We start from the raw sequence: 26,966 nt of genomic DNA, 5'->3' as shown, positions 1-26,966 counted from the left end.
CTGCACATTTGCAGCAATTTAGGGCATTTAGGGGCTTTACATAAACAAAGCCTGCACATTTGCAGGAAATTTTCAGGAATTCCGCATCATGACACTATTACACTTGAGATACGGTCATAGAATGTGGTGAGATCAAGCGGTGCAGGGAGCGTCTTCCTTGCACCGCTATTTCTAGTTTTGGCAGTAAACCTACTTTTGGGACAGCCCCTTAATTTTGACTTGATACGCTTGTGATTATAATCGTCGATTTTGGACATAGCCACCATGAACACCCAATTATGCCCTGAGGTCAAGCTGTTGCATATACTATTAGAATACAATTATGGTTATTTATTAATTATATGTGTTTATTTAGAGAAATAATATTACATAAGTTTTACACAGGTATTACGTAATGCGATAGATAGTTTCCATGGAAGATTGCTACTATGGTAGGGAGTTTAGAATTGTATTAATTTAGTGAAGGAGAAGTGAGTTTCAGAATGAACCGGCTTAAAAGAGTAATATCGCTTGTATTGACTATTTTCATTATTACATCGAGTATGCCAACGCTACGTATCACAGCCTTGGCGGAGGACTTGCCAACCTATCCTGAAGAAAACGGATCGGCGGGTATGGTGTCCCTTGGTGAAAGCGATCTCTCCGCTGATATTTCCGGGTATGACGAGGCGGGCAAGGATATTAAGGTAACGATAACGCCGCCTGCGCATTCTGTTGTTGAGAGCGTGTATCTATCGTATAGTCAGGCTGATTTCATGGCTTATGAGGAGAAAACCATGGCCGATAATGGTAACGGCGTTTTTGCTGCCGAGCTTAACAGAGCAGACATATGGACAGATTCCCTCAACTGGCAGGTGAAGGTGAAATACGCGGATAGCGGGGAAGCATCCACACCTCTGACGGGAACAAAAATCAAATCAGCTGTGGACGGACAAGCCTCCTCGCCGCTGTTGATCACAGAGATTGTTCCTACCGCTACAAAAGGATACCATTTTACTTATCTGGAGATATACAACAACTCCGACAAAGCGATTGATTTGAAGGACTATACGGTTTACAATACATATCCTTCAGGGAGCAACGGGGTGGAGTGGAGCTTTGACGGCAAAAGTAATACATGGAAAACCGGCTACCATCCGGCGGAAAGCATCATGCTGCCGGCAGGCAAAGCCATCATTCTTTGGCCGACAACTTATGCGCATACCATCGACGATTTTAACAACTTTTATGGTACCAGCCTTACAAAAAATGACATTGTTAAGGTGAATCATGGCGGCATTAGCCCCACTGAGCAGCGCACTTTCCGGATCGGTAAAAGTCTGGACTCCATTATCGCAACCAGTGTAAGCAATAACAGCAATATTGAAGATAATCCGGATCGCAATGTGAATACAAAATATTCCAACCAGTACACCTACCGTCTGGATGGGACAATCGGCTATAAATTCTCAAAAACTGCACCGCCAAGTCCCGGTGTTGTGGACAGCTGGCAAATTCCCGACAGCCCTTATCATCTGGATGATACGGGAAGCGGACTCAACCCGATTGCTGACGGGGATCTGACTTATAAAGCGGCATATGGTGTAAACGATGATGTTACGATTGCAGCCAAGCTTACAGGCGTTGCTGCAGGAGCCGCCATACAAGCCGATTTGTACTATAAGCAGGGGAACAGCGGATTCAGCAAGCTCAAAATGTCCGGTGCTTTGAATGACACCTATTCGGCTACTATCGACCGCAGCCTGCTCTGGGCAGACAGCTTTACGTGGTATGTAGAGGCCTTTGATGGAATCAGCCGTGTAAAAAGTGCGGAGAAAACAAGTACTGTAGAGTTGGGGATTGATTATGAAAAACAGCCTCCGCTGATTTTTACAGAGGTCGTGCCTGTATACAAATCAGGCACACAGGCCACTTTTGCTGAAATCTACAACAATTCGGACGCGCCCATTAATATGGGATATTATAATTTGTACTATCAATATCTGAACAGCTCGACTGCGCCCAAAACTTGGACGATTTCCACGCCGGAGCTTCTGCTTCAACCGGGCCATACTCTGGTGCTCTGGCTGAGCAGCAACGGGACGACAGTGGACCAATTCAATGATATCTTTAATACAAGCCTTGTGGAGAATAAGGATATTGTGCGGATCGACTATTCCGGGTTCCATGCCTCCGACTGGCGTCGGCTGAGCATAGGGACATCACTGGAAACCGCATTTACCCACGTGGAATTCAACGAAAACAATGTCGCCGATGTAACCAGCAGCAGCAACCGGTCGGTACAATATACCTATCCCCACGACGGGTCGGGCAAAAGCCTGAAGGTAACCAATCAGCTGGCTCCTTCCCCGGGCAGTGTGGAGGAATGGCAGGTTCCTTCGGAGAATAACAGGGTGCACTTCGGAGGGTATCCTGGGTACGTTGATAATGGCACTTCACCTGCAATAACAGCCGTCAACATCCCTGCTTCATTGAATGAAGGAGAAGAATATTTTGCCACCTTTGACGTTGTCGACACCATCGGTCTGTCCGGAGTGACCATCGGCTACCGCTTTGATGGCGAAGGTAAATTCAAGACGGTATATGAAAAAACACAGAGAGTGAAGGGCAAGTATTTTGCCCGCATTCCGGCTAATGAAATTCTAAATCACAGCAAGATTGAATTCTATGTGGAAGGCTATAACCTGTACCGCAAAACCAGAACCGAGACTTATACGGTCACTGTAAACCGTTTAAATGCGGATGGACTGCGGCTGAATGTAGGAAACGGCAAGGTGGTGTCGGGCATCAAAACCATCACGGCCAACGATGGCCAAAAAAATGCGGATACCAAAATTTTTGTGAATGACAATGAGGCCGACACCCGCCGGGTACTGGAAAACGGCGCTTTCCTGTCTTTGGTCGCCGGTGATCAGAATAACTATTTCAAGAATGCCGTGACCGCGCCGTATGGTGGAAATGATCGGGAGATCATTTCGTATTTGGGCAGATGGACAAACTTGAATTCACGTGCCATTTTAATCGACAATAAGTATTTCCAGGCGGATGCGGACGGCAATTATTTGGTTAAGCTGACTGTATGGGCAGGAGGCCAGGGAACCACTTTCGAAGACATGTACTTGCCCGATGTAAACCGTGAGGACTTCACGGTAACCAATGTAAAGCTGGTGCTGGTCAATGGAGAGGAGTTCTTGCCCGCAAGGGCGGCGCAGGATTACCGGTATTCCGGCGATACCTTCTGGCTGGATGTGAAGAATCCCGCATTTAACCGCGTATATAGTGTAGGGGACACCAAAAACGGGAAAATGGCTCCCAGCCTGGATTTGTATTTTACCATCCCCAAGGAAAAGCTGACCGCCGTGGGCTATGAGCTGGATACCACCGCCTTGCCGGATGGCAGGCACACGATTAAAGCGACCTCAGGCGCGCTTTCCCAAACCGCTGAAATCATTGTGGACAACACAGCACCAAGCATTGATTTAGGAATTGAGCCGGATGCGGTCATTTCGGGAACCCTCAACATAGACCCGGAAATTGCCGATGACAATGGCATTGACATTTCCCGACTTACCATTGCACTTGACAATGTGCCTATCACAGCGCCCTATTCGATACCTACGAGGCTACTTTCAGCAGGTGCGCATACGCTCCATGTTTCCGCTATGGATGTAGGTGGCAACGAAGTGCAGAAGACGGTTACCTTCTATACAGACACGAAGGACCCCGGCGGCATCACTGCACAAACCGGCGAAATTGCAGAGAACCAGGCTAAGCTTTCGGTCTCGGTGGCGGAGCTCAATGGCTCCAGCGCTGCGGTAGAATTTTTAAAGGGACGTATTCTGACAGTAGAAAATGGAGAAATCACCATCAAACAAGGTGCCGGCAAAGGTCCTGTTGAAGTTGTAAACGGCAGCTCCAATATAACCGTCACTTCACCTGATGGCGACCTGCCTTACCAGTTGTTTAACGTTACGGTCGGGAGCCTTGATGAAAATGACCGCATATCCGCCAACTGGAACGGTACAGCCAGCTATGCCGATGCGTCCCGGGCGCTTTCCATGTATGTTCTGAATCTGGCGAACAATAAGTGGGAGCTGCTGGCTCGCGCAGATGACAATGGAAATATTGACGCATCCTTTAGCGCCAAGGATCATGTGGAGAACGGAAATGCCGTCCTGCTGGTGCAAAGCCGTGCAGATGACAATCCCAGCCTTCAGAGCGAAGAGGTTCAAGCAACGGTGAAGAGTACCCAGGCGTCCAATTGGGACGGCACCGGACGTCCGGACAGCTACGACTTCTCCTTCGCATGGATTACCGATACTCAGTATTATACGGAAAGCTGGCCCCACCATTTTCTTCAGCAGAACCAATGGATTGTGGACAATGTGAAGGACTGGAATATTCGCTATACGATCCACACGGGAGACCTGGTTGATGAGTGGGACATGGATTACCAATGGCAGGTTGCCGACAAGGCAATGAAAATCTTTGAAGACAACGGGATGCGGTACGGCGTGCTGGGTGGAAACCATGATGTGGGCGCCGGACTTAAATTTTACGACAACTACTGGAAATATTTCGGTTCCAAGCGTTTTGAGAACGAGGCTAACTACGGAGGCTCCTTCAATAATAACTTGGGCCACTATGACCTGCTGACGGAAGACGGACAGGACTTCATCATCCTGTACATGAGCTGGGATATCTATACGGACGAAATCAACTGGATGAACGAGGTGCTGCAGAAATACAAGGACAGAAAAGCCATCATCGCCACACATCGCTATACCAATGCCAAATACACGGCAAGCAATCCTGACGGCTTGCTTGATTACCAGGGGTATGTGCTGCGCGAGCAGGTTGTTGCGAAGAATCCGAATGTTTTCGCGGTACTCAACGGGCACTATCACGGAGCTGGCATTCAGATTGATGCCTTCGACGACAATGGGGACGGCACCAAAGAACGTTTGGTTTACCAAATCCTGACCGACTACCAGTCGGATGCAGAGGGCGGCTCACAATATATCAAGTTTTTATACTTTGATTTGAAGAATAACAAGGTATACATGAATTCCTATTCACCTTATAGAAATGATTTTAACTATTATGATGAGCCTAAGGTGGATGACTTTTCGGAAGGGCTGCAAAAAACAGACTATGATATTTACGAACTGGACGTGAATTTCGATACATCCGCCAAAAGCTTGAGCACCAACCGTTTCAGCGCAAGCATTTATACGCAGGAGTCCATCGGAAGTGCGGAAAATGTCTCTAACAAAGCGGAAGTGCTCTGGAAAAATTTGAGCCCGGATTCCCCCTATAGCTGGTATGCAAAAGTAACCAACGAAAAGGGCGGCATTAGCACGACGCCGGTCAATGTATTCCGTACAGCCAAGGTGACCGGCAATGGCGGGAACAACTCCGGAGGAAGCAACTCTGGTGGAAGCAGCTCCGGCGGCTCCACTAGCAGTCCATCCAGCCCGAAAGCTCCGAAACCGCCGGTAACCAACTCCGTTGAGGTCAAAATCAACGGCAAGCCGATTCAGGCGGTACAAAATGCTGACGGTAGCATTACCCTGAATGAAGCTGATCTTGTAGATTACAGAGGGAGCAAGCTTGTCCTTGAACTGCCGGCAGCAAAACAATCGGAGCAAAACCGGAACGCCTATGTGGCAGTAATGAAGGGAAAAGGCAGGAATATTGTGGTTCCGCTCAGTATTTTCAATAATAATGCGGTGTTAGCATATATCACCTCACCTGGAACGTATGACATCAGCTATAATTTGAAGAGCTTCGGAGACATAAAGAACCATTGGGCCGAGAATGATATTACTTTTGTAACGGCTCGGGAAATCTTTCAAGGGATAGGAAACGGAACATTTGCACCTGATGGAACCATGACCAGGGCGATGTTCGTTACGGCACTTGCAAGGCTGGACGGCGCCGATGTCTCTCGATATACAAGCTCGAGGTTTACCGATGTTCAGGGAGATGAGTGGTACAAGGCATATGTGGAGTGGGCGGCTGAGAATGGAATTGTAAGCGGCGTAGGCAATAGCCAATTTGCTCCCAATACATCCGTTACCCGTGAGCAGATGACAGTCATGCTCCATCATTATATCCAGCATAAAGGATTTAGTTTAAACAATAAGGCTGAAACCGGGGTATTCAACGATTCCGGTACAATCAGCCCATGGGCGGCGGATTCTGTAGGTATTTTCCAGAGGGCCGGTATTATTTCCGGTAAGCCCGGCAATGTATTCGATCCTCAGGGAATGTCTACACGAGCAGAGGTATCTGCCATCCTTGCAAGATTTATCTCGGAATTGGTTCAGTAAGCGGGAATTTGGAAACCCTCTTTCTGCTGATCTGAGCATCATTAAACAAAAGGCGGCATCGGGGGCAATGAAGTGCCCCCAATAAAGTTAGACACGTATTTTTGAGGCAATCTGTTGGGCATGAGTCCGGTACTGTACTGGGCTCATGCCCATTAATTTTGACTTGATACGTTTGTGATTATAATAGTGATATATTTTGCTAATGCTTGAAATGATCCATACCGATACTGTTTCATCTGATAGTGCCACCGTAGATCCGAATGGGGAAGGAGTTTATCCGTTTAATGGACACCACTTTTTCTAGGATTGTGCTGTAGGCTGTATAGCTATTTCAAAAGATTTCTTACCGTGATACTCAAACATCAATCGTGTAGTTGCTTGTTTTTTTGTGAGTGATATTATGTCTTTAATCGAAATTATTGCTTAAGGTTAAAGAAAGGAGACCGTCATGGATATAGAAATCAGATTATTAAAAGCTACCGAGAAGCCCCCTTTAGAATTGTTGCTTCTTGCAGATCCCTCCGAGGCCATTGTAAGGGAATATTTGAGTAGAGGTAAATGTTATGTAGCTGCGATTAGCAATGAAATCATCGGAGCTTTTGTACTGCTTCAGACACGACCGGAAACAATAGAGATTATAAATATAGCTGTACGAGAAGACTGTCAGGGAAGAGGAATAGGTAAAAAACTAGTATGGAATGCGATTGAAAAAGCAAAAGAAGAGAGAATAAAAACAATTGAAATAGGTACAGGAAATTCAAGTATCGGACAGCTGCTGCTTTATCAGAAATGTGGATTTCGAATAACGGGAATTGATAGGGATTTTTTCATTAGACATTACGATGAGGAAATTTATGAGAATGGCATTCAATGTAGAGATATGATTAGATTAAGTTTCGATATATAAGGATTCAAGGGAACGCCGCAAAGTCATAGAAAAGGCCGGGGTTTTCGTGGATACATAGATACTGAATGGGATTCGGCAATCTATATGTAAATTATTGAGAATGAGAAATACATCTACTGAAGTATTCATATAGAAACATTAGTATTGATCGGATCAGAATTAGCTAAAGCCAACAGAGAAAAGGAAATTATTATTTGGCTGGCTCAGCGGGATCAAAATGTAGTCGGCCGTGGAACGGTTGGGTTTGATCTGGATGAGATGCCATGGATAGAAGATGATTTTCCTGAAATGAAAGAATTTATGTTATCAACTATAATAGGGGTAATTAATAGAACTCAATGGGATGTATTAAACTATGAACCTAATGATATCTGGAGGGGACACCCGTTGGATGTGGCGCTATTAGGGAACTTGATGAACAAAGTGCAGAATTAAAACGTTTTTTTGTAGAACCAGAGTATAGAAACCGTGGAATCGCTGGACTTATTCTGAACCAATTAGAAAATGAAGCGCGGCACAGGAAATACAATTTTATTAAGCTGGAGACAGGTGATCGGCAGAATGAAGCGGTCAGTTTCTATAAAAAGAATGGATATTACCACATAGCTTCGTTTAGGGAATATACGAGCTGTCCTTCATCTTTATGCTTTGAAAAGAAGCTGTGATGTTAGGTGCTTAAAGGATAGTTTTTAAATATGGTACTATATAAGTTGAACTAAAGAAAGAACGACGTCATTAGTAAAAACAGGTACAAGATCAGAAAAGTATGCAAAATACAGTTTTTTTAAAGTAGAAATGAAAGAATGAGCAAGAGGTTGCAAATGTGCAGCAATTTTTTTCGTAAGTGTCCAGTTTGAAGAGGATTTTAGAAAAAGCCTGCACTTCTGCAGGAATTTCAGGAATTCTGCATGGCGAACCTCATAACTCAAGTGTAGAAGGAAAAGCGATGGAAAGAACACTTTCCGAGCATCCATTTGATGTTCTTTTTCTAGGATTGTTTGGAGTAGTAATCTTGTTTTTTATGCGTTAAATCTTTCCCATATAAAACCACTAAGCTGGAGGGATGCTGGAATGCAAAGTAATAGCAAGCAAGGCCTAGAACTTGAAGTTAAACTGGCGAAGCCTGCGCTGCGTGCACTTAACAACCTCGGAATCACTACCTTGGAGCAGGTGTCTAAATTTAGTGAAAATGAAATCAAAAATCTCCATGGTATAGGTCCTAATGCGCTTGAACAATTACGAAAGGCTCTTGAGCTTAAGGGATGGACCTTTTCTAAAAAATGATCGGAGGGGATCACCATGCCTAAGTTGGATGGTCACCAGCAAGTAGTTGATTATTTGAACCATCTTGATCATCCGTTAAAGAAGGAAATTGAGGAAGCAAGAAGGATCATTTTAGGCGTTAATGAACAGATCACAGAGCATATTAAATGGAACGCTCCAAGCTTCTGCTTTAATGGGGATGATCGAGTGACTTTTAATTTGCAGGGAAAAGGTTTTTTTCGAATTGTCTTTCACTGTGGCGTCAAGAAAAAGTTTCAGGCTGTGGGGCAAGCAGGGACTATTTTTGAAGATGCTACGGGACTGTTGGAATGGGCTACTAACGACAGGGCGATCGTGAAAATTTACAGTTTAAGTGATATAGAAGACAAGAAAGAGAAGCTTGAAGAGGTAGTAACCAGATGGCTACAAATGACAAGCTAAGAACAAAGGAAATAATTAACAACATATCAATAAAAAGGTGATTATAATGAAGCATCATTTTCAGACGGATCAAGTGTCACTACAAGTTATTGATGAATCCTACGCACAAGCGGTGACTGAATATAATCTTAGAAATAAAGATTTCTTAAAACCATGGGAACCGGAACGCAACTCCGATTTCTATACTGTACCTTATCAAGAAAATCTACTGCATGAAGAATACTATAAAATTCTAGAAGGTAGCTTATACAAGGTTTGGATAATGATGAACGAAAAGATCATTGGATCGATCGCATTAAGTAATATTGTGATGGGCGTTTTTCAATCTTGTCACTTGGGATATAAGCTGGATGAACAGGAACAAGGCAAAGGAATCATGACCGAGTCGTTAAGACCGATTATTGATTACGCTTTTCAAGAGTTATCTTTACATCGTATAGAGGCTAACATCATGCCAAGAAATAAGGGCTCTTTAAGATTAGTAGAGAAGCTAGGATTTCAAAATGAAGGTTTGGCACGGAAATATTTAAAAATTAATGGGGTCTGGGAAGATCACATACATATGGTGCTGCTAAATGAAGGGGAAGAGGCATGAATACTGAACTTCATCCAAGAATAAATGAAATCCATTAATATAAGGCGACAGGATGGCGAAATCATAGATTACAGGAAGCAGGGGGATCGAGCATGAACAAAACTACAATATTCCTAGTAAGACATGGACAGACAGAATGGAATGTCGAACACAGGTTTCAAGGGCATCAGGATTCTCCATTAACAGAGCTGGGTGTTAAACAAGCTAGTTGGTTAGGGGAGTCCATTCAGAATGAGTGGATCGATGCTATTTTTTCCAGTTCCAGTAATAGAGCTCGTAGGACTGCAGAAATCATCAAAGGAAATAGAGAAATAGATATTCATGAGAGCGATGATTTAAGAGAAATGAACCTGGGCATTTGGGAAGGACAAAAGCAGGAAGCTATTATGGAATTATACCCTGAGGAATATGATTATTTTTGGGGTGATCCTGAGAAGTTTCAGGTTTACGCTGGAGAGACATATGAAGAGGTATTGAGCAGGGCAGTTCGTAAGCTAAATCAGATTATTGCTGATCATCAAGGGAAGTCGATTTTAATTGTAACGCACACTGTGGTAGTCAAGCTGATTATGGCGTATTTTGAAAAACGGCCTATGAACAAGCTTTGGGATCTCCCTTATATTCATCCAGCTTGCTTATGTAAAGTAGAAATTACCGATAACGAATATAAAATTATTTTGCATGGAGATATCAGCCATTACCAGGAAGATGCAGTGGAGGGGTAAAATAACGGAGGTGATCCTGTTTGGACTCTGAAGTATTGATTCAATCTCGAAGCATTCAGTTTAGAAAGACCATTCTTGCGGATCTTGATTATGTCATTAAGGCGGAAAATGATGAACAAAGTCGTAAATTTGTTGCACAATGGACTAGAGAAAAGCATATAGAGGCTATTGAGCGCAGAGATCAGCTTCATGTTGTAATTGAGGATCTGGCTGGAGTAAAAATTGGCTATATGATTCTCGCGGGATTAACCAATGACAATGATTGTATCGAACTGACAAGGATAAATATTAGTCATAAAGGGCAAGGGTATGGGAAACAAGCTATTCGTTTGATACAGAAATATGTTTTTCATCATTTAAATGCACATCGTCTATGGCTTGATGTAAAGGATTTTAACGACCGGGCAAAACATGTCTATGAAAGCAATGGTTTTATTGCTGAGGGTTTATTGAGAGAATGCATCAAAAAAAATGATACTTATGAATCGCTAATCATTATGGGAATTTTAAGAGACGAATTTCTAAAGCTGACTGAAGGATGATTCCCAAAACATAGCGTTGTTTGAAGGAGGAGATCATGAAGAAGGGATTAATATATATTTTCGTTCTATGTGTCGGTGTATTGATGTTGGTTAGAAGTCATTTACACGTCTCGCTTGGCGACAATATATTTAGTGCAGCAGGCATCTCTCCATGGCTTGGGAAGAATACTAGGTTTCATCTACCAGTAATTTTAGGTTTCATTTTATTGCTAATTGGAATGATCGGAACCGTAAAAATATATAAACCCAGATACCCCAAAATTTTAAGCAGGATCATCATAGCTTGTGTTGCATTTATGCTCATTTTTCCATTGGCATCAGAAAAGCTTATGTTTGTTCTCAAGCATAATTCAAATGGAACACATTCCATAGATTATTTGGTGGAAAATAGTGAGTGTCACATTAAAACCAGTGACAATGAGGCCAAAGCCAAATGTTCGTTTACTTTTTATAATTATGGTGCAGAGAATAGCATAACCATTCAGCCTGTTTTTGAAGATCGTTATGGTGACCTGAACTTCGAAGCAAGTACCGTTAGCATTATTCCTCACAGTAAAGTCAGCTTAACGGCAGAATTTATTGCTGAAGGTCATGAAATTGACTGGTCGGGGTCGGGATATTTCAAAGGCGTAGGAATTGAAGTTGAAATGGATGGAGTTAAGAAACGATATAATAAATTTAAATACTTAACAATAAAGGAGCTGCCCATATGGACAACTCCTTAATTATTTTTCTTGTTGCTTAAGCTGTATGTTTGGTTTTCAAATTTTGTTTTGTAGTAGGGTTCACGGGTCTGATTTCATCTTTTTTGTGGAATAATCCGCGAAGATAAGGCAGAACGTAGTGATCAAGTCCGATTTTGCCAGCGTTAGCAGCCGCTACAACGATCAGCACTTCAAGAAGAAGCATTTGGGCATTGGTGCTTACTGTACCCGAGAAGAGGAACGCAGCATTCATTACCAGACCCATAAGAGCAGCGAAGGTAGTCAATGTTCCGAGTATTAATCCAAGCCCTACGAGAAACTCACCCAAAGGAATAAGGTAGTTGAAGATACCTACATTCGGAAGAGCAACATGCTCCAGAAATGTTCCCCACCAGGCTTGTACAGTAGGGGCATCACCAGTACTTTTTGCAATCGCTCCTTGTAAGAAACCTGCGGCGTCGAATCCTCCAGTTAATTTATGCCATCCGGCTGTAATCCATTTATATCCGAGATAAATTCTGATAAAGGTTAGGAACCACATTGCGACTTTGTTCGTTCTAAGGAAGTTGTTAAACATATTTACCACTCCGTCCATTGTTGTGTTTTTTGTTTGAATGAGGAATCTTTGATGTCTTTATTATATGTGATATTTTTCACTATACATGTGATTAAAATCACAATTAATAAAATTTTAATTATTAAAATTTAAACATGTGTGGGAAATGAAGGTTCAGTGATCACAATAATTGTGCGCTCAGAGCTGCTATGATAACCTAATTGGATTCGGTAACATGGAAAGGAGCCTGTGCTTTGAACAAACTGTCTCCAATCGGCGTAATACTCGCTCAAATAGGAACACCATCTGCACCAACAGCCAAAGCGGTTCGTCCGTATCTGAAAAAGTTTTTATCTGATCGACGGATCGTCGATTATTCGCCGCTGTTTTGGCAGCCTTTGCTGCAAGGGATTATTTTGCGCACTCGTCCAAGACGATCAGCAAAGCTGTACAGCCAGATATGGGAAAAGGAAGGATCACCCCTGTTGCTTCATTCATTAGCTCAGCAGTCAGGGCTGCAATTATTGCTTGGTTCTGATTATCATGTTGAGTTAGGATTAGCATATAGTGAGCCGAGCATGGAACAGGCAATCTCAAAATTGGAGAACGCTGGAGCTACACGAATTATTGTTGTACCGCTGTTTCCCCAATATTCATCAACCACCAGCGCTTCAGTGTACGATCAGGCGTGTTTTGCTGCGCTCGGTAGAAACAACTCCACCGGAGCTGCATCAAAACGTTTTGTTCCCACGCTCAGATTTATGGAAGCCTTTTATAATGAGCCTGGGTATATTTCAGCTATGAAGTCGCACTTAGTTCACCAAATAGATAACCTAGACATAAAGCCGGATTATTATGTCTTGACCTTTCATGGGATTCCAAAACGATATATAGAGACAGGAGATCCATACGAGGCGCAATGCATGGAGACGGCACGCCTGCTTGCTTCAGCTATGAATTGGGATTCTGGCCAGTGGCAGGTCACCTTTCAATCACGATTTGGTCCCGAGGAGTGGATCGGTCCTGCTACAAGTAATGTTCTTGGTGAATTGGCTGGACGTGGAATCCATAGGCCTTTAGTTTTCTCACCAGGTCTTGTAACAGATTGCTTGGAAACGCTGCATGAGCTTGCTATTGAAGGACGAGAGCAATTTGCTGCCGGGGGAGGGGAAGAAGAGCAGTTTTTCGTAACCTCTTGCTTGAACAGTAATGAAGAATGGCTTCTATTTCTGGCTAATCAGGTGAAAAAGAACGCATTGGGATGGATGAATTGAGAATCAGAAATTTTCCACATATCAGCTAAGGAGAGCGAGAATGGATAATAGTGCCGAACAGATTTTGGAACAGGAATTAATAGCGAGAATAACTAATAGCGATTTATTAATGAAGATTTTTGAAAAAGCTCAGCATTTAGAATTAGATCATTATTATATTGGTGCAGGCTGTATCGTACAAACGGTATGGAATCAACTGACGAATCGTGATATGAATTATGGAATTGAGGATATTGATATTGTGTATTTTAACGGGATGGACTTAAGTATAGAGGCTGAAGATGAAGTTATTCAAACGGGTAAAGACATTTTTAGCGATATTCCATATAAAATCGATATAAAAAATCAGGCTAGAGTTCATTTATGGTATGGCGATAAATTTGGTTTTGAGATAGAACCCTATCAATCCGTCGAGGATGGTATTTGTTCTTGGCCAACAACAGCAACCTCACTGGGAGTAAGGCTCGAAAAAAACAACATTTGGAAGGTCTATGCGCCGTTCGGACTAAGTGATTTATTTAATCTGACGGTAAGAGCAAATAAGAGGTTGATCACGGAACAGATTTTTATGAAAAAAGCGAACAAGTGGAAATCAAAATGGCCCGAGTTAATCGTTCATTCATGGTCCACTTAATAGGGGGAGGCTCTTGACATGACTCTAAGAACCATTCTACATTACGATGCATTTTCATCCATTGCACATAAAGGCAATCCAGCTGGAGTAGTACTAAATGCTGATGATTTACATCAAGAAGAGATGCAATCATTAGCCGAAAAAGTTGGATTTAATGAGACGGTATTTGTCTTACCATCGGATACGGCCGATTTGCGACTACGATACTTTACACCAGGCCATGAAATTAATTTGTGTGGACACGCTACGGTTGCATCATTATTTTGCTTGAAGTCTAGAGGACTGTTAGGGAATAACAAGGAAATAACTATTGAGACGAATGTTGGCATTTTGCCCGTTTCCTTTGATACTAGAGGTGGAGAATTATTTATAAAAATGAAGCAAGATCAACCACGCTTTATTCCTTTTCAAGGAGATGTGAGCAGGCTGGCTCAAAGTATGTCTCTATCTGAGGAGGATCTGGACTTATCCAAGCCAATCGTTTACGGAAGCACAGGTACTTGGACCTTGCTAGTACCGATCCGTAACCTGCATAGCTTCTCACAAATGATTCCGCAGAATAATATGTTTCCTGAAATATTGAGCGAGAATCCAAAATCCTCGGTACATCCATTCAGCTTTAAAGCCGCAGATCAGAATGCTATGATGCATGCGAGGCATTTTTCTTCTCCATATTCAGGAACCATTGAAGATCCAGCAACAGGTACAGCATCCGGTGTTATGGGAGCGTATTACTTAACCTATGTTAATAAAGAGGCATCATCTGTGGAATTTATAGTTGAACAAGGACATGAAATAAACAGGGATGGGAAAATTTATGTACAGGCTGTCCGAAGCGAAAGCAGCATAGATGTATACGTTTCTGGAACAGCTGTTTTTGTTCGTGAGTTTTTATTGTAGGACGATTAAGCAGGTGAGAGAGGGGGAACATGTGCATGAAACCTGTTGTGATCGCAATCGCTGCGGTTAAAAATAACGGAGCTTTATTTCATACGTGCATATACATGTAAAAAACTGTCCGGCATGCCGGACAGTTTTTGTTGATAACTTATTACAGCGCTCCATTAATCACTTTCTTATAATAAAGCACGGAGAGGAAACCAAAGATGGAGTAAAGTACCGTGTACACCACCATAACGATCATCATTGGTGTCCATAGCTCGCTTCCGAAGAGAAACCAACCGGATTTTACAGCAAAATAGCTGTGGAACAGCCCAACGATTAACGGGATACCAAAATTGAAAATTTGCTTTGCTTGAATGCCCTTTAACAAATCTCCTTCCGTGAAGCCGAGCTTGCGCAGAATTGTATAATTCGGCTTTTCCTCCTCACTTTCATCCATTTGTTTGAAGTACAAAATACAACCTGATGTGACGAGAAAGGTTAATCCAAGGAAACCAACGATGAACATGATAAGTCCCATGGTTTGCTTTTGAGAGTTAAGGTCGCGCAGCTGAGAATCGTTTCCTCTATCCTGACTGAGTGGGAGCTTTAGAAAAATATCATTTGCAGTGATTAATTTATCCTGATCTGCAATATCTACTCCAATATAAGTGTTAGATTCTTTCTGAATTTCTGGATTAAGATCTTTTTTCAGGTGTTCAAAAACGGAATCATCCACGATAGCTATTGGCAAGCTGCCATTGGTGAAGTACCAGGATACGATATAATCTTTCTCAATACCTACCATCTGCCCAGGAATAACATCATGTTGGCCTTTGAATTCGATCGCTCCACTTTCCTTAAAGGATAGGAAGGTTTTTAATATATCACTGAATCCGCTCAACCTTACTTCTCCTTCAGGCAAATCGAGCCCCTCTACTGCAGAGTCGCTAATAACACCAATAATCATCGTATTTGACTCTGAACCGGTGCCTGTAAAGCTTGCCTCCAGCGTATCCTTGAAATTGGTTTCTACCTGAATGACATCAATTCGGGTTTCGTCAAACGGAATTTGATTTGTTGTTAAGGCTTGTTTGAATTGTTCCGCATCCTGATCACTTGCAAAGGTGAAGTCGGATGGGACGCTGTTTTTCGCACTTTGTTCGGCTGAGTAGTAAGAAATATAACTTAAGGAGAGCAATCCGATCGCGAGTGCAGATACCGTCGTAATGATCGTCAGCATCAAGGCGTTTGACTTCATCCGGAACATAATCGAGGAGAGAGATAATACCTCTCGAATATTCAGGTAACCCGACTTTTGCTTGCGAATGAGGTAAAAGATAAATCGAACAGAGCCCTTGTAAAAAAGATACGTGCCGATAATGACTGAACCAAGGATTATAATCATGGCCATTAACAGCTCTGGCATACTTGTGAAGTCGCCGCCAAACAATTTAGATGAGAGATAGTACCCACCAAGAATCAAGCATATGCCCAAAATACCGATCAGTATTTCTACAAAAGATACTTTCTTTACTTGTTCTTCTGTTGATGACTGCACTCTAAATAGAGATAGAATGCTTTGTCTCTTCATAAACAGGTAATTCATCAGCATAATCAGAACATAAAGAGCAAGAAATACAATCATGGTTTGTCTGAACGCGTCTGTTGAGAAGTTTAGTGTTGCGTTTGTATCAACCCCTGTTATTTTGAACAGGATCATAAGCAGCAGCTTGGAACCCGAGAAACCGAGCCCAATTCCGATCATCAGCGAGCAAAAGTACAAGATGAAATTTTCTGCCGTCAGGATACGAAAGATTTTGTTCTTCGTCAGACCTATTAATTGGAACAGCCCGATTTCTTTACTCCGCCGTTTGATGAACAGATTGTTGGCATACAACAGGAAAATGGTTACGATAGCAATAAGCAGTACCGAGGCAGCTCCTAAGGCAGCTGCGCCTTTAATTGTTCCTTTGGCTTCATCCATAGCCGGATCATATTGCAGCGTGACAAAAGCGAAATACAGGGCAACGCTAAAAATAAGCGCGAATACGTATAAATAATAGTTTTTGGCGTTTTTCTTGAGATTCCGGAGAATGATATAATTAATGCTCAACCTGAACCCCTCCCAGAACCCCTTGAGTGGTCATGATGTCCTTAAAGAAGGCTTGTCTCGACTCTTCTCCTTTGTTTAATTGAGTGTAGATTTGACCATCCTTTATAAAAATAACTCTGCTGCAGTAGCTTGCGGCTACCGAATCATGAGTGACCATAACAATCGTTGCCTTAAGCTTCTCATTGAGATCGCTCAGCTTGTTCAACAGGTCTGAAGCGGATTTGGAATCCAGCGCTCCTGTCGGTTCATCGGCAAAAATAATGCTTGGCTCGTGAATAAAAGCTCTGGCTGCCGAGGTTCGCTGCTTTTGTCCACCGGATATTTCATTCGGATATTTATCCTTCAGTTCGTAGATCCCCAGCTCTGATGCAACAGCCTGAAACTTTTGCTCAGCTTCTTTGCGGCTTACTTTTGAGATGGATAGTGGTAAGAGAATATTTTCTTTAACCGTTAAAGTATCTAATAGATTGTAGTCCTGAAAAATAAAGCCTAAGTGATGCTTGCGAAATTCCGCTAGCTGCTTTTCCTTCATAGCCGTCATTTCATTTTTGTCGATAATCACGGTTCCGTGGCTAACATGATCAATGGAAGAGAGGACGTTCAGCAGCGTTGTTTTCCCTGAGCCGGAGGCGCCCATGATGCTGACGAATTCTCCTTGCTCAATGCTGAAATCAATACCTTTGAGCACTTCCTGCTTATTAAATTTGTTACCATAGCTTTTATGAATTTTTATCGCTTCTAGTATACTCATTTATACACACTCCTTCATTCGGTAGCTTCATTATATAAGGGTTAGTTTAGTCTTTCCTTCGATTCACCGAACAAATGGGTGAGGCATGTGACAATGTTGTCACATGCCTCCAATAGATTATGATTCCCTGATGAGCACGAAGTCATTACGTTTGGGAAAAATGAGCCGCATTGTTGTTCCTTCTCCAGGCTTCGAATGTACATCGATATGTATCATCAACGAATCGGCAGCCTTTTTACTCAAATACAGGCCCATTCCGGTTGCCATATGTTCACGATGGTTGAGTGTAGAAGTGAACCCCTTATCAAAAATGCGAGGGAGGTCTCTGGGATCAATTCCGCGACCGTAATCTTGTACCTCCAGAATCACTCCATCATCCTGAAAATAGCTCCTTAAATAAATATCTGCTGATTCACTATATTTCACAGCATTCGTTATCAGTTGTCTGACGATAAATGCAAGCCACTTGGCGTCACTTAATACCTCGGTCTCTTGAAGATCCAGGTCAAAGCCAATTCCTTTCTGCATACACCAGGATCGCAGAGTGCGAATCTCCTGAGAGATGAGCGGCTTTAATTGAACCTGCTCGACATACAGATCGTTCTCGATAAAGACGATCCGTTTTTGATGAAGCTGTTGATCCAGCAGGAGATGGATGCGCAGCCACTCGTAGGTTAACTGTGTCTTGATGGTCTCATCATCCAGACGCTCTATCATGAGATGCATCGCTGTTAGCGGGGTCTTCACCTCATGAACCCAGGAGAGCAAATCGTCTTTTTCTTCCTCCAGCATGATTCGATTATACTCAGCTTCCCCCTTAAGTCGTTTGGTCTGGTGCAGGAGATTTTCACTAATGATCTCCTCGTAGGGGCTGTCTGCCGTAGCAAGGCTCGATAAATCGAGATGGGGCTCCCATTCTGCCAAGCTTTTATAAAATTTAGTTTCCTTCTGGTAGCGCAGGACGAGGAAGATCACAAAGATGACGGTGGATAAAAAAACGATGTACAGCAGGGAATGAAACGGAATCTCCGGATCTAAAAATGCTACGGAAAAAGTAAGCAATTGCAAACAAATAACGAGCATTATCCAGCTAAGACGCTCCCGCAAATATTTTATTATCATGTATTATCCCTCTTCAATCGCTACGTAGCCTTGTCCGACTTTGGTCTCTACCATAGTGTCAAGACTGAGCGCCTCTAGTTTTTTCCGCAGTCGATTTACATTAACGGTGAGCGTATTGTCGCTAATAAAACGATCATCCTCCCATAGGCTTTTGATCAGCTCTTCACGGGACACAATTTTATTCTTCTGTTCAACGAGCAGCTTAAGAATAAAGAGTTCGTTTTTGGTGAGCTCAATTGTTCCCTTCTCGCTGGTAACGATATTTTTTTCATAATCAATCGTAGCTCCGCACCAGGTTCGAAGTGAAATAGCTTCGGTGTTGTAATCATATACGCGGCGCAGGACGGCCTGAATTTTAGCGATTAGAACGTCGAAATGAAAAGGCTTCTGTACATAGTCGTCCGCACCAAGCTGCATGGACATCACGATATCAGTCGGATGGTCGCGTGACGACAGGAAGATAATTGGGACATTGGAATGAGAGCGAATCATCCGACACCAATGAAAACCATCGTATTTTGGCAGCTGTATATCAATGACCACCAGGTCTGGTTTTACATTCGTAAACTCTCCAAACACTTTATTGAAATCGGTAATTCCGTATACGTCATAAGACCACTGCTGGAATCTTTCTTTGATCGCTCCAAAAAGGCTTGCATCGTCTTCGATTAACATTATCTTGAACAATAGATTCACCACACTAATTTATATTGAAATTATTAACTGAACTCATTATATAGTAAACGTCTTGCTGTGATCAGGCAAAATAAAAATAGTGCAGACAAGGGATGACGGTATTCTGATAATTGTTGAAATGCCAATAATAATGATATTATTATCTCATATGATATTTTTACATATCATAAATGAAAGGAACTTGTCAGCTATATGAATAAAGACATGTCAGAGAAGAAGCAAATGAAACTTAATACCATACTTGATCAGGCCACATCCCTTCTAATTGAGAACCCCGGTGCTTCAATGTCTGAGATTGCGGAGTATGTTGGAATTGGAATTGCTACCTTGCATCGGTATGTTGAGAGTAGGGAGCAATTGATGGTTCAATTGGGATTCCGGGCTATTCAGGTAGTGGGTGAAACCATGGGTCAGATACATTTAGACGAGGAAAACTGCGAAGCCTACATTCCAGAACTGATCGAAGCCTTGATCCCTTTGGGTGATAAAATATATTTTCTCGCCCATGATGCATCAGTAAATTATAATCAGGAAATTGAAGAAGCCGATAAGCGGCTGAGAGAACCGGTGATACACGTAATCGGACTATTGCAGCAGAAGGGTTATTTCCAGTCCATGGTCAGTAAAAAGTGGATTGTAGATGTGCTTTATTCGCTGCTGTTTTTGACATGGGAGCAGGTACAGAAGGGTTATATTGCTATAAACTCCGCAGCTGCTCTCGTTGTGGATACGTTTTATCACGGGGTTTTAGCACACGACTCTTAACGGCTTGTTAGGAAAGAACGTTAAATTATTTCAAAAAGTACTTTGCGGATAGGTGAAGGGAGAGAACTGTATGTTAATTCAAAATGTTCTGGGGAGTATCAAAATATCTGAAGATGTCTTATCTAAAATCATTGGACTTACAACCATCTCTACCAACGGTATTGCTTCCATGTCAACTGGAATCATCGAGAGAATTTCCAATAAGGTAAACGGAAAAAGCCTGCAAAACGGAGTTGAGCTTAGAATAGTAGAATCTGGACTAGAGATCCACTTAAAAATTATCGTATATTATGGGGTCAAAATGCATGAGGTTTGCAGGGAATTGCAGCACAATGTAAGAGAGGCTGTTGAAAAGTTAGCCGGGTTATCTATCAGCACTGTTAACGTCAAGGTTCAGAATATATTAAATAAAAAGCGAGATTCCAGAGAAAAGCTGTTAAATGTACAATTACAATTCTAATTGGAAGCAAGAAGAGTTCTGCGTTAAATTAGGTGAATATCTGTTGTTTAGCAGCATACAGGCGAGATATCATGATATGCTCGGATGAATGAAGAAGGCGGTACTTTCCCGGTCTTCTTTTTTTTGTAAAGAGAACATGAAATGTAATGATTTTTTTGTCGAATAATATCAAAAATTGAAGTAATATGGAGGTATCAAGTGTATAGAATCAAGGAGGGTTAGAGTTTGTTTAAACTGAAAGGGAATGGTTTTCGTCAAAGTAAAAAGCTCAGTCTTACATGGCTGCTTACGGGTTTGGTGACTCTGGTGGTACTGCTTACCTCAAGTATTCTTCTGGTTGGCTCCTATCAGTCCAAAAAACAATCCTTGACGAAGACGACGCTCCATCTAAATTACATCAGCGCTGATCGCATGTCCAAGACGATGGATTCCTTATTTCAGTCTATGCGCGGTAGCTTGAAGCACGGTGCCGATAAACTCTCTGATTTTAAAGCTATGACACCTAAGCAAGTGGATGATTATTTAGAACTGATGCGCAACAGCAGCAATTTCTTTAATTCTATCGCAGTGGTTGAATCCAACAGGGTGATCCGTAATGTAGCACCGGCAAGCTTGGGAACAGCTGGTAGGCATATCACATCTAAAGCTAGTATGGAGGCTTTGTCACTCCAAAAGCCCTACATTTCATCTCCTTATAAGACTTCAAATACGAAGAGATTAATCGTATTTTTGAGTCAGCCGATTTTTAGCAGTAACGGTTCATATCTCGGCATTTTAAGCGGTACACTTTATCTCCAGAAGAACAATATTCTTTCTGAGGTTTTTGGCTACAACAACGTGGATGGCTCAGGTTCTTATTATTACATTGTGGATTCCGAAGGACGTCTCCTTTATCACCCGGATAAGAATCTCATTGGGAATGACGTCAGCAGCAATAAGGTTGTGCAGAAACTGATGAAGGGGGAAAGCGGGGAACAGCAGGTCCGCAACACTCGTGGCGTCGAGATGCTTGCCGGGTTTTCTAGTGTCTCAGCCAACGGATGGGGAATTGTGGTTGTCACACCGATAGGTCTAATTCATAATGAACTGATGAGCTACATTCGGACAATTATCGGATACTCGTTGCTTCCGTTCATAATACTGTTGATGAGCATCATTGTCATAGCGCGAAGATTTGCCTGGCCATTTGTCCATCTGGCGAATCTGGTCAGCAAGATGGGAAATGAAAAGATTGTATTGCCTGAAGTTAAGCCGCATTGGAGCCGTGAGGCCGACTTGCTATCGAGAGCTGTATTGCTTGCTGTCGCCAATATTCAGAAGCAAACTGATCAATTGACCCATGAGGCCACGACAGATGCTCTAACGGGCCTGATGAACCGGAGGTCTCTCGAAAATACGATAAGTCAATGGATAACTTCTGGTCTCCCGTTTTCGCTCATTATGCTGGATGTAGATAAATTTAAATTCGTAAACGACACCTATGGTCATCTCATCGGTGACGAAGTGTTGAAACATGTTGCCAAGGTAATAGAGACCTCACTTCGTCCGGACGAAAGTTGTTATCGGTACGGTGGGGAAGAGTTTGTCATTTTGCTGGGCGGTGCAGGTTCCGAGGATGCCTTCGACGTAGCCGAAAAAGTCCGTCAGGCTCTGGAACAAAGCAAGGCCCCCATTCCAACAAAAGTTACGGTCTCGCAGGGAATCGCAAATTATCCTTTACATGCGTTGGAGCGTGAGGGGCTGCTAGAGAAGGCTGATCAGGCATTATACTTGGCCAAAAGCAGAGGTAGAAACAGGACGGTGGTCGCTGAAAGTTAAAAACGCCAACTGAAAAAAATGCAAAAATACAGCCTTTTCAATGATATCAGTTCAAGTTGAGCAAAAGCCTGCAAAAGCGCAGGCTTTTGACTGTATTAGACGCAAGAATGGTTGATTAGGACTTCAAAAGATGCACTTTTGCAGGTATTAAATGGAACGAGCTTATGTAGCAACAAAAAAGATGCACTTTTGCAGGTATTACAGTAGCTTCACATGGAGACATACACATACAGACATACAGACATACGTACAAGAGTAAAAGATATTCGAATCAAACTATTGTCGATCTCTGCCAATATGTATAATATTGGAATGAAGATCAAGACCGAATTGAATATGGAGGTACATTTAACGATGCACATACATATTGCGCTAGCAGAAAAGGCTGATTTAGACGAAATTTTGCGGCTTCAGTATCTTTCATATCAGAGCGAAGCTGAGATGTATCATGATTATAATATTCCTCCTCTTAAACAAACGATCACTGATTTAGAAGATGAATTTGAAAAACAAATAATACTTAAGGTAGTGGCGGATAACAGGATTGTAGGCTCTGTTAGAGCGTACGAGGACAGGGATATTTGCAAAATAGGAAAGCTGATCGTTCATCCTGACTACCAGAATAGAGGAATTGGTTCAAAGCTGATGAACGAGATAGAGCTCAGGTTTGTTCACTGCAATAAGTTCGAATTGTTTACTGGTGAAAAAAGCTTGAAAAATATTTATTTGTACCAAAAACTAGGCTATCAAAGAACCAGAGAGCTTGAAGTTAATCCTCAATTAACAATGATCTATTTGGAAAAGCAGCATATGTCTAGGGATAACATCGATAAATAAATCATAATTAGAGAGTGAGCTTCTCACTCTCTAATTATATTTTCTGATGACACTAAGCTTAAAAAATGCAAAGATGGCGAATAAGAAGAGCAGGCAGCCGCTAACCGACATCACTGCACCTGGGCTAAAAACATCTGCGTAATACGATACGATAGCAAGTCCAACGGAAGGTGCAACACTCATGATTGAGCTCATCACGCCGAATACTCGTCCTTGAAGCTCTTCAGACACCTCGAGCCGAAGAATGATGTTAATGAGTAGTGTGCAGAAGGAGAACATGAATCCAATAATCAGAATAGACGGAATTGCTGCAGTAGCTGACGTCATAAATGATAACACTACGTTCATAGGCCCAAGCAATAGAAGACTGAACATGATCAGGTGGCCGCGTTTTTTAATTCTGGACCCAAAAATGAAAATGAGCCCAGAACCGAACATGTATCCAAGCGGAATGCAAGCTTCCATAAGCCCGAACTCAAAGGGAGTGGAGTTCCATTCTGTAACAGCCATTACTTGAGTTAACATTAGCGAAGGCATAAAAAAAAGCGCCAGAGTAGGAGACATCATAATAACTGATTTCGCAAAAGGGTCCCTCCAAATAAATGAAATTCCGGAGGCCAAATCCTGGGTAAATTTTCTTTTCTCTTTAGACAAATTATTCGCTCTCATTGGAGAAGGAAAGGCTCCGGCAAGTATAACCAAAACAAAGGAGACTAGAAACGTTAGTCCGTCAAAAAAAATGGCACTGGATATTCCAAATGCAGCAACAAAAATACCGCCTGCCGAAAAGCCTATCGTCCTGCAAATATTTTCTGATAAATTTACCAAGCTGACAGCCTTCTGAATATGCTCCTTGCCAACTACATTAACAAGAGATGCATGATAAGCAGGGGATTTAAACAGTCCTGATGTCGTGACAAGTCCGGTTAGTATGACAATGATAAAAAATGGAGTCACAGACATCGTAAGGAGAAAAGCAATAATAGCAACTAGCGCAAAACTGATCAAATCCGTAATAAGCATAATTTGTCTGCGGTTGATTCGGTCAGCATATGTTCCTGCAATTGAACCTAATATTGAGCTTAGTATTAGATTTGTGATAACGAGAGTAGCCATCATTTTGGCGCTGCCTGTCGTCTGTAGAACCCATAGATTCAGCGCGATGCTATGAAAGGTGTTGCCGAAAATAGAGGCTGAATATGAAGCAAGCAGCATGAGAAATTGTTTATTCCTCCAGACGCTAGGGTATGACCGTATGACCGCTTGGTTTTCAGTTGCTGTAGCTGACATTGGTGTATCGAACATAGTAACCTCCTATAAGAAAAATGATCCAGGCTTATTAACTTAAGCGCTTAAGTTAACGGTAAAAAAAATTAACAGCGAACTGTTAGTTTTTTTTCTAGCGCTTTACTCCGATACTATATATATTATTTGATTGTTTAAAAAAGTCAATATGATTTATCAAATTTTCCATAATACTAAAAGCACTGGTTGATTTATCCTCCTTGAAGGTTATTACCTGAGTGTTCTTATTCACAAGAATTTCCGGGCAGTTGCAGGTACAGATGACAGTCAGTTTATCGAACATATTCATTTTTTCAATATGATTTCCCAAGAATTCATTGATCACGATCGCTTTCTTGTAGGAACCCGATTGTGAAATTGAATCCAACTGGTGAAGGTCATCGATGATAAAGATATGATCTCTAGAAAAACCAAGATCATGGATTCCCTGCAAAATATGAGCAACTAGCGATTGATTGTTGAAATTCTCCATAATGAAACAGACTTCTTCTGAAGAAGTTTTTAGAGCATCGCTATTAGTATCATCAGCTTTAGTCAAGGCGACCTGTATGGCTTCCTGATAATTGTAAAAAATCTGTTTGAACATCTTATCCTTAATTTTGCTGTCGATTAGAATTAACGGAACACCGATTGTGAAGTTGATAGAAATGGAGTAGAAGGTTTCATCCCTTACATCGATCAGGAAGGCGGCGTCCAGCTCTCTTTCTACAATGATATCCAGCGAAGGTTTCTCGGCATTCAGTGAAAGAAGAAGGGTATGGTAACCGGCAGCAGTCAGCAATTTTTCCAGACTTTCCACAACAGCTAAATAACCCTGCCGTTTCCAGTAAGGTGTATGGGATGATTTGTTCAGAAGAATCCCGATGAGACCTGTTTTTTTCTTCGCAAGGGAGCGAGCCGTAAGATTAGGGATATAATGAAGCTCCTTGGCGATTTGTAAAATATGCTTGCGTGTTGCTTCTGGAATGGTCTGATTATTTACACTGTTTAGCACGTAGCTTACGGTTGCGATTGATACATTAGCTTTTTGAGCTATATCTTTCATGGTTGTTTTTTTCAAAGTCAAGTCACCCTAAATGTATATTTTGCATTAGGTTAGCATTAAATGATTTTTTTGTACAGGGCGTTAATTATGTCACAGCAGAACTTCCTTCGTTTCGAATATGATCAATTCAAGAAAATCTGTTTCTTTATACATTTCTTCCAAAATTTTTTGGGACTGCCTTGAAACGGTGGTCTCTTTTTTTGTATGCACAACTTAAACTACTAATTTAACATCTGGAATTTGTAGCTCCAAGCCGGAATTGTTGGCAGATGGCAGATTAAGAATACATGAGGAATGGGAGTGGACCTGCAAAGACGATTCTAAAGGATATTCAATCATTGAAGAGATTGGATAGAGGGATTTCAGGCAGTTGCGGAGAATTATGGAATGATAGCAATAAAGTGCTAGTATACGATAAGGAGAGACACGGGAACATAATTTTCATATGGATACTTAATGGGTATAATTGTATAATTAGGGAAAATAACGCGATTGTTGGGAGGTAGTAATGATAAATAACCCGTTTTCTAAAAAGGTAGGAAGTATTTTTTTACCTGTTAGCAATTTAGAAAAGTCAAGAGATTGGTATTGTGATCTTTTAGATCTACCAACTGATGGCGAAATTTTTCACGGTCATTTGTATGTATTGCCTTTGAATGGATTGAATATTGTTTTGGATAGTAAAATTTATGCAGAGGATACTGTTTTCAAAAAGCCTGTTTTTCATTTTGATACGGATAATATAGAAGACGCTTATGAATTTATAAAAAGTAAAAACATAGAGCCTACTACCGGGATTCAGGATGGACAATGGTTCAATTTTAAAGATCCCGACGGTAATCATCTGATGCTCTGCAAATGTTAGGAGATAGAAATAATGTTGACTATTAAATTGCCAAAGGAAGAAAAAGCAGAAATTATCCGCAGTGTTCAGGCTTATTTTGAGGAAGAGCGGTCAGAGAGTATTGGTGAACTAGCCGCTGATCAACTTGTTGATTTTATGATTGAAGCGCTAGGTCCTTTCATATATAACAAGGCACTAGATGACTCTCGGCAAGTAATTAACGAAAAAATGCTTCAATTAGAGGATGAATTGTATGTGCTTGAAAAACCAACTCAAAATCGGAAGAGATAGTTAACCAGTCAGCATTGAGGGAGCATAAATGTTTTTATCAATCAATAAGGGGATTGAT

At 41.8% G+C, this 26,966-nt stretch carries 26 protein-coding genes and 2 pseudogenes; 20 read left to right on the top strand and 8 right to left on the bottom strand.

The annotated features are described in order from the left end of the window. The first annotated feature begins 482 nt into the window (after positions 1–482). Positions 483–6,335 carry an S-layer homology domain-containing protein gene (locus BLS49_RS14900; protein ID WP_091232005.1) on the top strand — a complete coding sequence of 1,951 codons (5,853 nt, stop codon included), beginning with the start codon at positions 483–485 and terminating at the stop codon, positions 6,333–6,335. 87 nt (positions 6,336–6,422) lie between these two features. On the opposite strand, the pseudogene BLS49_RS25805 reads toward BLS49_RS14900, so the two are convergent. After that, a pseudogene (locus BLS49_RS25805) lies at positions 6,423–6,541 on the bottom strand (IS3 family transposase); the annotation flags it as partial. Between the two features lie 248 nt (positions 6,542–6,789). Here BLS49_RS25805 and BLS49_RS14890 point away from each other — a divergent pair. The 9 genes from BLS49_RS14890 (at position 6,790) to BLS49_RS14845 (ending at position 11,533) form a co-directional block, all read left to right on the top strand. Further along, positions 6,790–7,242: a GNAT family N-acetyltransferase gene (locus tag BLS49_RS14890; RefSeq protein WP_091232139.1), complete on the top strand. Its 453-nt coding sequence runs from the start codon at positions 6,790–6,792 to the stop codon at positions 7,240–7,242. Positions 7,243–7,386: 144 nt separating this feature from the next. Next, on the top strand, positions 7,387–7,677 hold the full coding sequence (locus tag BLS49_RS14885) for a hypothetical protein (protein WP_091231999.1): 291 nt from the start codon (positions 7,387–7,389) through the stop codon (positions 7,675–7,677). After that, a complete protein-coding gene (locus BLS49_RS14880; RefSeq protein ID WP_091232137.1) occupies positions 7,614–7,907 on the top strand; it encodes a GNAT family N-acetyltransferase in 294 nt (97 codons plus the stop codon). Before BLS49_RS14885 ends, BLS49_RS14880 begins: the two co-directional genes overlap by 64 nt. Before the next feature lie 406 nt (positions 7,908–8,313). Continuing rightward, positions 8,314–8,526, top strand: a complete 213-nt coding sequence (locus BLS49_RS14870; protein WP_091231990.1) for a helix-hairpin-helix domain-containing protein — start codon at positions 8,314–8,316, stop codon at positions 8,524–8,526. A 15-nt stretch (positions 8,527–8,541) separates the two neighbouring features. Further along, positions 8,542–8,946, top strand: coding sequence for a DUF1801 domain-containing protein (locus BLS49_RS14865; protein WP_091231988.1), 405 nt, complete (start codon positions 8,542–8,544; stop codon positions 8,944–8,946). Between the two features lie 46 nt (positions 8,947–8,992). After that, on the top strand, positions 8,993–9,541 hold the full coding sequence (locus BLS49_RS14860) for a GNAT family N-acetyltransferase (RefSeq protein WP_091231984.1): 549 nt from the start codon (positions 8,993–8,995) through the stop codon (positions 9,539–9,541). Positions 9,542–9,633: 92 nt separating this feature from the next. Beyond that, complete coding sequence (locus BLS49_RS14855) at positions 9,634–10,266, top strand: histidine phosphatase family protein (RefSeq protein ID WP_091231980.1); 633 nt, start codon at positions 9,634–9,636, stop codon at positions 10,264–10,266. A gap of 20 nt (positions 10,267–10,286) precedes the next feature. Further along, complete coding sequence (locus tag BLS49_RS14850; RefSeq protein ID WP_091231977.1) at positions 10,287–10,808, top strand: GNAT family N-acetyltransferase; 522 nt, start codon at positions 10,287–10,289, stop codon at positions 10,806–10,808. A 35-nt stretch (positions 10,809–10,843) separates the two neighbouring features. Next, the gene (locus BLS49_RS14845; RefSeq protein ID WP_091231974.1) at positions 10,844–11,533 is read left to right on the top strand and encodes a hypothetical protein; all 690 of its coding nucleotides are present in this window, start codon (positions 10,844–10,846) and stop codon (positions 11,531–11,533) included. A 16-nt stretch (positions 11,534–11,549) separates the two neighbouring features. Here the strand turns inward: BLS49_RS14845 and BLS49_RS14840 are convergent, their stop codons facing one another. After that, the gene (locus BLS49_RS14840; RefSeq protein ID WP_091231971.1) at positions 11,550–12,089 is read right to left on the bottom strand and encodes a DoxX family protein; all 540 of its coding nucleotides are present in this window, start codon (positions 12,087–12,089) and stop codon (positions 11,550–11,552) included. Between the two features lie 233 nt (positions 12,090–12,322). Between BLS49_RS14840 and hemH the strand changes: the two genes are divergently transcribed. From hemH to BLS49_RS14825, 3 genes are read left to right on the top strand one after another with little or no spacing between them, the layout of a single operon-like run. Continuing rightward, positions 12,323–13,342, top strand: a complete 1,020-nt coding sequence (gene hemH, locus BLS49_RS14835; protein ID WP_175471424.1) for a ferrochelatase — start codon at positions 12,323–12,325, stop codon at positions 13,340–13,342. Positions 13,343–13,382: 40 nt separating this feature from the next. Continuing rightward, positions 13,383–13,976, top strand: a complete 594-nt coding sequence (locus BLS49_RS14830) for a nucleotidyltransferase family protein (protein ID WP_091231965.1) — start codon at positions 13,383–13,385, stop codon at positions 13,974–13,976. Positions 13,977–13,994: 18 nt separating this feature from the next. Beyond that, complete coding sequence (locus tag BLS49_RS14825) at positions 13,995–14,876, top strand: PhzF family phenazine biosynthesis isomerase (protein WP_091231962.1); 882 nt, start codon at positions 13,995–13,997, stop codon at positions 14,874–14,876. A 151-nt stretch (positions 14,877–15,027) separates the two neighbouring features. Here BLS49_RS14825 and BLS49_RS14820 read toward each other — a convergent pair whose 3' ends face one another. The 4 genes from BLS49_RS14820 to BLS49_RS14805 all read right to left on the bottom strand — a co-directional run bounded on the left by BLS49_RS14820 (position 15,028) and on the right by BLS49_RS14805 (position 19,534). Further along, positions 15,028–16,974, bottom strand: a complete 1,947-nt coding sequence (locus BLS49_RS14820; RefSeq protein ID WP_091231959.1) for an ABC transporter permease — start codon at positions 16,972–16,974, stop codon at positions 15,028–15,030. After that, positions 16,964–17,725: an ABC transporter ATP-binding protein gene (locus BLS49_RS14815; protein WP_091231956.1), complete on the bottom strand. Its 762-nt coding sequence runs from the start codon at positions 17,723–17,725 to the stop codon at positions 16,964–16,966. Before BLS49_RS14815 ends, BLS49_RS14820 begins: the two co-directional genes overlap by 11 nt. A gap of 117 nt (positions 17,726–17,842) precedes the next feature. Further along, the gene (locus BLS49_RS14810) at positions 17,843–18,847 is read right to left on the bottom strand and encodes a sensor histidine kinase (RefSeq protein WP_091231953.1); all 1,005 of its coding nucleotides are present in this window, start codon (positions 18,845–18,847) and stop codon (positions 17,843–17,845) included. 3 nt (positions 18,848–18,850) lie between these two features. Then, positions 18,851–19,534 carry a response regulator transcription factor gene (locus BLS49_RS14805; RefSeq protein ID WP_091231950.1) on the bottom strand — a complete coding sequence of 228 codons (684 nt, stop codon included), beginning with the start codon at positions 19,532–19,534 and terminating at the stop codon, positions 18,851–18,853. Between the two features lie 201 nt (positions 19,535–19,735). Here BLS49_RS14805 and BLS49_RS14800 point away from each other — a divergent pair, with 201 nt between their 5' ends. From BLS49_RS14800 to BLS49_RS14785, 4 genes are all read left to right on the top strand, one after another. Further along, a complete protein-coding gene (locus BLS49_RS14800) occupies positions 19,736–20,308 on the top strand; it encodes a TetR/AcrR family transcriptional regulator (RefSeq protein ID WP_091231946.1) in 573 nt (190 codons plus the stop codon). 70 nt (positions 20,309–20,378) lie between these two features. After that, entirely contained in the window at positions 20,379–20,768 is a 390-nt protein-coding gene (locus BLS49_RS14795) for an Asp23/Gls24 family envelope stress response protein (RefSeq protein WP_091231943.1), read from the top strand. A gap of 225 nt (positions 20,769–20,993) precedes the next feature. Next, the gene (locus BLS49_RS14790; protein ID WP_091231940.1) at positions 20,994–22,586 is read left to right on the top strand and encodes a sensor domain-containing diguanylate cyclase; all 1,593 of its coding nucleotides are present in this window, start codon (positions 20,994–20,996) and stop codon (positions 22,584–22,586) included. Positions 22,587–22,940: 354 nt separating this feature from the next. Next, entirely contained in the window at positions 22,941–23,423 is a 483-nt protein-coding gene (locus BLS49_RS14785; RefSeq protein ID WP_091231937.1) for a GNAT family N-acetyltransferase, read from the top strand. A 30-nt stretch (positions 23,424–23,453) separates the two neighbouring features. Here BLS49_RS14785 and BLS49_RS14780 read toward each other — a convergent pair whose 3' ends face one another. Together BLS49_RS14780 and BLS49_RS14775 are read right to left on the bottom strand one after the other, a co-directional pair. Beyond that, on the bottom strand, positions 23,454–24,728 hold the full coding sequence (locus tag BLS49_RS14780) for an MFS transporter (RefSeq protein WP_245742453.1): 1,275 nt from the start codon (positions 24,726–24,728) through the stop codon (positions 23,454–23,456). A gap of 94 nt (positions 24,729–24,822) precedes the next feature. Further along, positions 24,823–25,788, bottom strand: coding sequence for a LacI family DNA-binding transcriptional regulator (locus tag BLS49_RS14775; RefSeq protein WP_091231933.1), 966 nt, complete (start codon positions 25,786–25,788; stop codon positions 24,823–24,825). Positions 25,789–26,008: 220 nt separating this feature from the next. On the opposite strand from BLS49_RS14775, the pseudogene BLS49_RS25900 reads away from it, so the two are divergent. The 3 genes and pseudogenes from BLS49_RS25900 to BLS49_RS14760 form a co-directional block, all read left to right on the top strand. Further along, positions 26,009–26,128 (top strand): annotated as a pseudogene (locus tag BLS49_RS25900) (avidin-fold protein); the annotation flags it as partial. Between the two features lie 153 nt (positions 26,129–26,281). Further along, positions 26,282–26,638, top strand: coding sequence for a VOC family protein (locus BLS49_RS14765; RefSeq protein WP_175471423.1), 357 nt, complete (start codon positions 26,282–26,284; stop codon positions 26,636–26,638). Between the two features lie 12 nt (positions 26,639–26,650). After that, entirely contained in the window at positions 26,651–26,908 is a 258-nt protein-coding gene (locus tag BLS49_RS14760) for a DUF2164 domain-containing protein (RefSeq protein ID WP_091231928.1), read from the top strand. Positions 26,909–26,966: the final 58 nt, after the last annotated feature.

It is taken from the genome of Fontibacillus panacisegetis (assembly GCF_900102215.1).
Classification (GTDB): domain Bacteria; phylum Bacillota; class Bacilli; order Paenibacillales; family Paenibacillaceae; genus Fontibacillus; species Fontibacillus panacisegetis.
This window is presented reverse-complemented; position numbering and strand designations above follow the sequence as displayed.

Bases quoted from the DNA above. Each gene is read 5' to 3' on its own strand.
- BLS49_RS14900 (WP_091232005.1), top strand. From the start codon at position 483: ATGAACCGGCTTAAAAGAGTAATATCGCTTGTATTGACTATTTTCATT.
- BLS49_RS14870 (WP_091231990.1), top strand. From the start codon at position 8,314: ATGCAAAGTAATAGCAAGCAAGGCCTAGAACTTGAAGTTAAACTGGCG.
- BLS49_RS14865 (WP_091231988.1), top strand. From the start codon at position 8,542: ATGCCTAAGTTGGATGGTCACCAGCAAGTAGTTGATTATTTGAACCAT.
- BLS49_RS14860 (WP_091231984.1), top strand. From the start codon at position 8,993: ATGAAGCATCATTTTCAGACGGATCAAGTGTCACTACAAGTTATTGAT.
- BLS49_RS14855 (WP_091231980.1), top strand. From the start codon at position 9,634: ATGAACAAAACTACAATATTCCTAGTAAGACATGGACAGACAGAATGG.
- BLS49_RS14845 (WP_091231974.1), top strand. From the start codon at position 10,844: ATGAAGAAGGGATTAATATATATTTTCGTTCTATGTGTCGGTGTATTG.
- BLS49_RS14840 (WP_091231971.1), bottom strand. From the start codon at position 12,089: ATGTTTAACAACTTCCTTAGAACGAACAAAGTCGCAATGTGGTTCCTA.
- BLS49_RS14830 (WP_091231965.1), top strand. From the start codon at position 13,383: ATGGATAATAGTGCCGAACAGATTTTGGAACAGGAATTAATAGCGAGA.
- BLS49_RS14825 (WP_091231962.1), top strand. From the start codon at position 13,995: ATGACTCTAAGAACCATTCTACATTACGATGCATTTTCATCCATTGCA.
- BLS49_RS14815 (WP_091231956.1), bottom strand. From the start codon at position 17,725: ATGAGTATACTAGAAGCGATAAAAATTCATAAAAGCTATGGTAACAAA.
- BLS49_RS14810 (WP_091231953.1), bottom strand. From the start codon at position 18,847: ATGATAATAAAATATTTGCGGGAGCGTCTTAGCTGGATAATGCTCGTT.
- BLS49_RS14800 (WP_091231946.1), top strand. From the start codon at position 19,736: ATGAATAAAGACATGTCAGAGAAGAAGCAAATGAAACTTAATACCATA.
- BLS49_RS14795 (WP_091231943.1), top strand. From the start codon at position 20,379: ATGTTAATTCAAAATGTTCTGGGGAGTATCAAAATATCTGAAGATGTC.
- BLS49_RS14785 (WP_091231937.1), top strand. From the start codon at position 22,941: ATGCACATACATATTGCGCTAGCAGAAAAGGCTGATTTAGACGAAATT.
- BLS49_RS14780 (WP_245742453.1), bottom strand. From the start codon at position 24,728: ATGTTCGATACACCAATGTCAGCTACAGCAACTGAAAACCAAGCGGTC.
- BLS49_RS14765 (WP_175471423.1), top strand. From the start codon at position 26,282: ATGATAAATAACCCGTTTTCTAAAAAGGTAGGAAGTATTTTTTTACCT.
- BLS49_RS14760 (WP_091231928.1), top strand. From the start codon at position 26,651: ATGTTGACTATTAAATTGCCAAAGGAAGAAAAAGCAGAAATTATCCGC.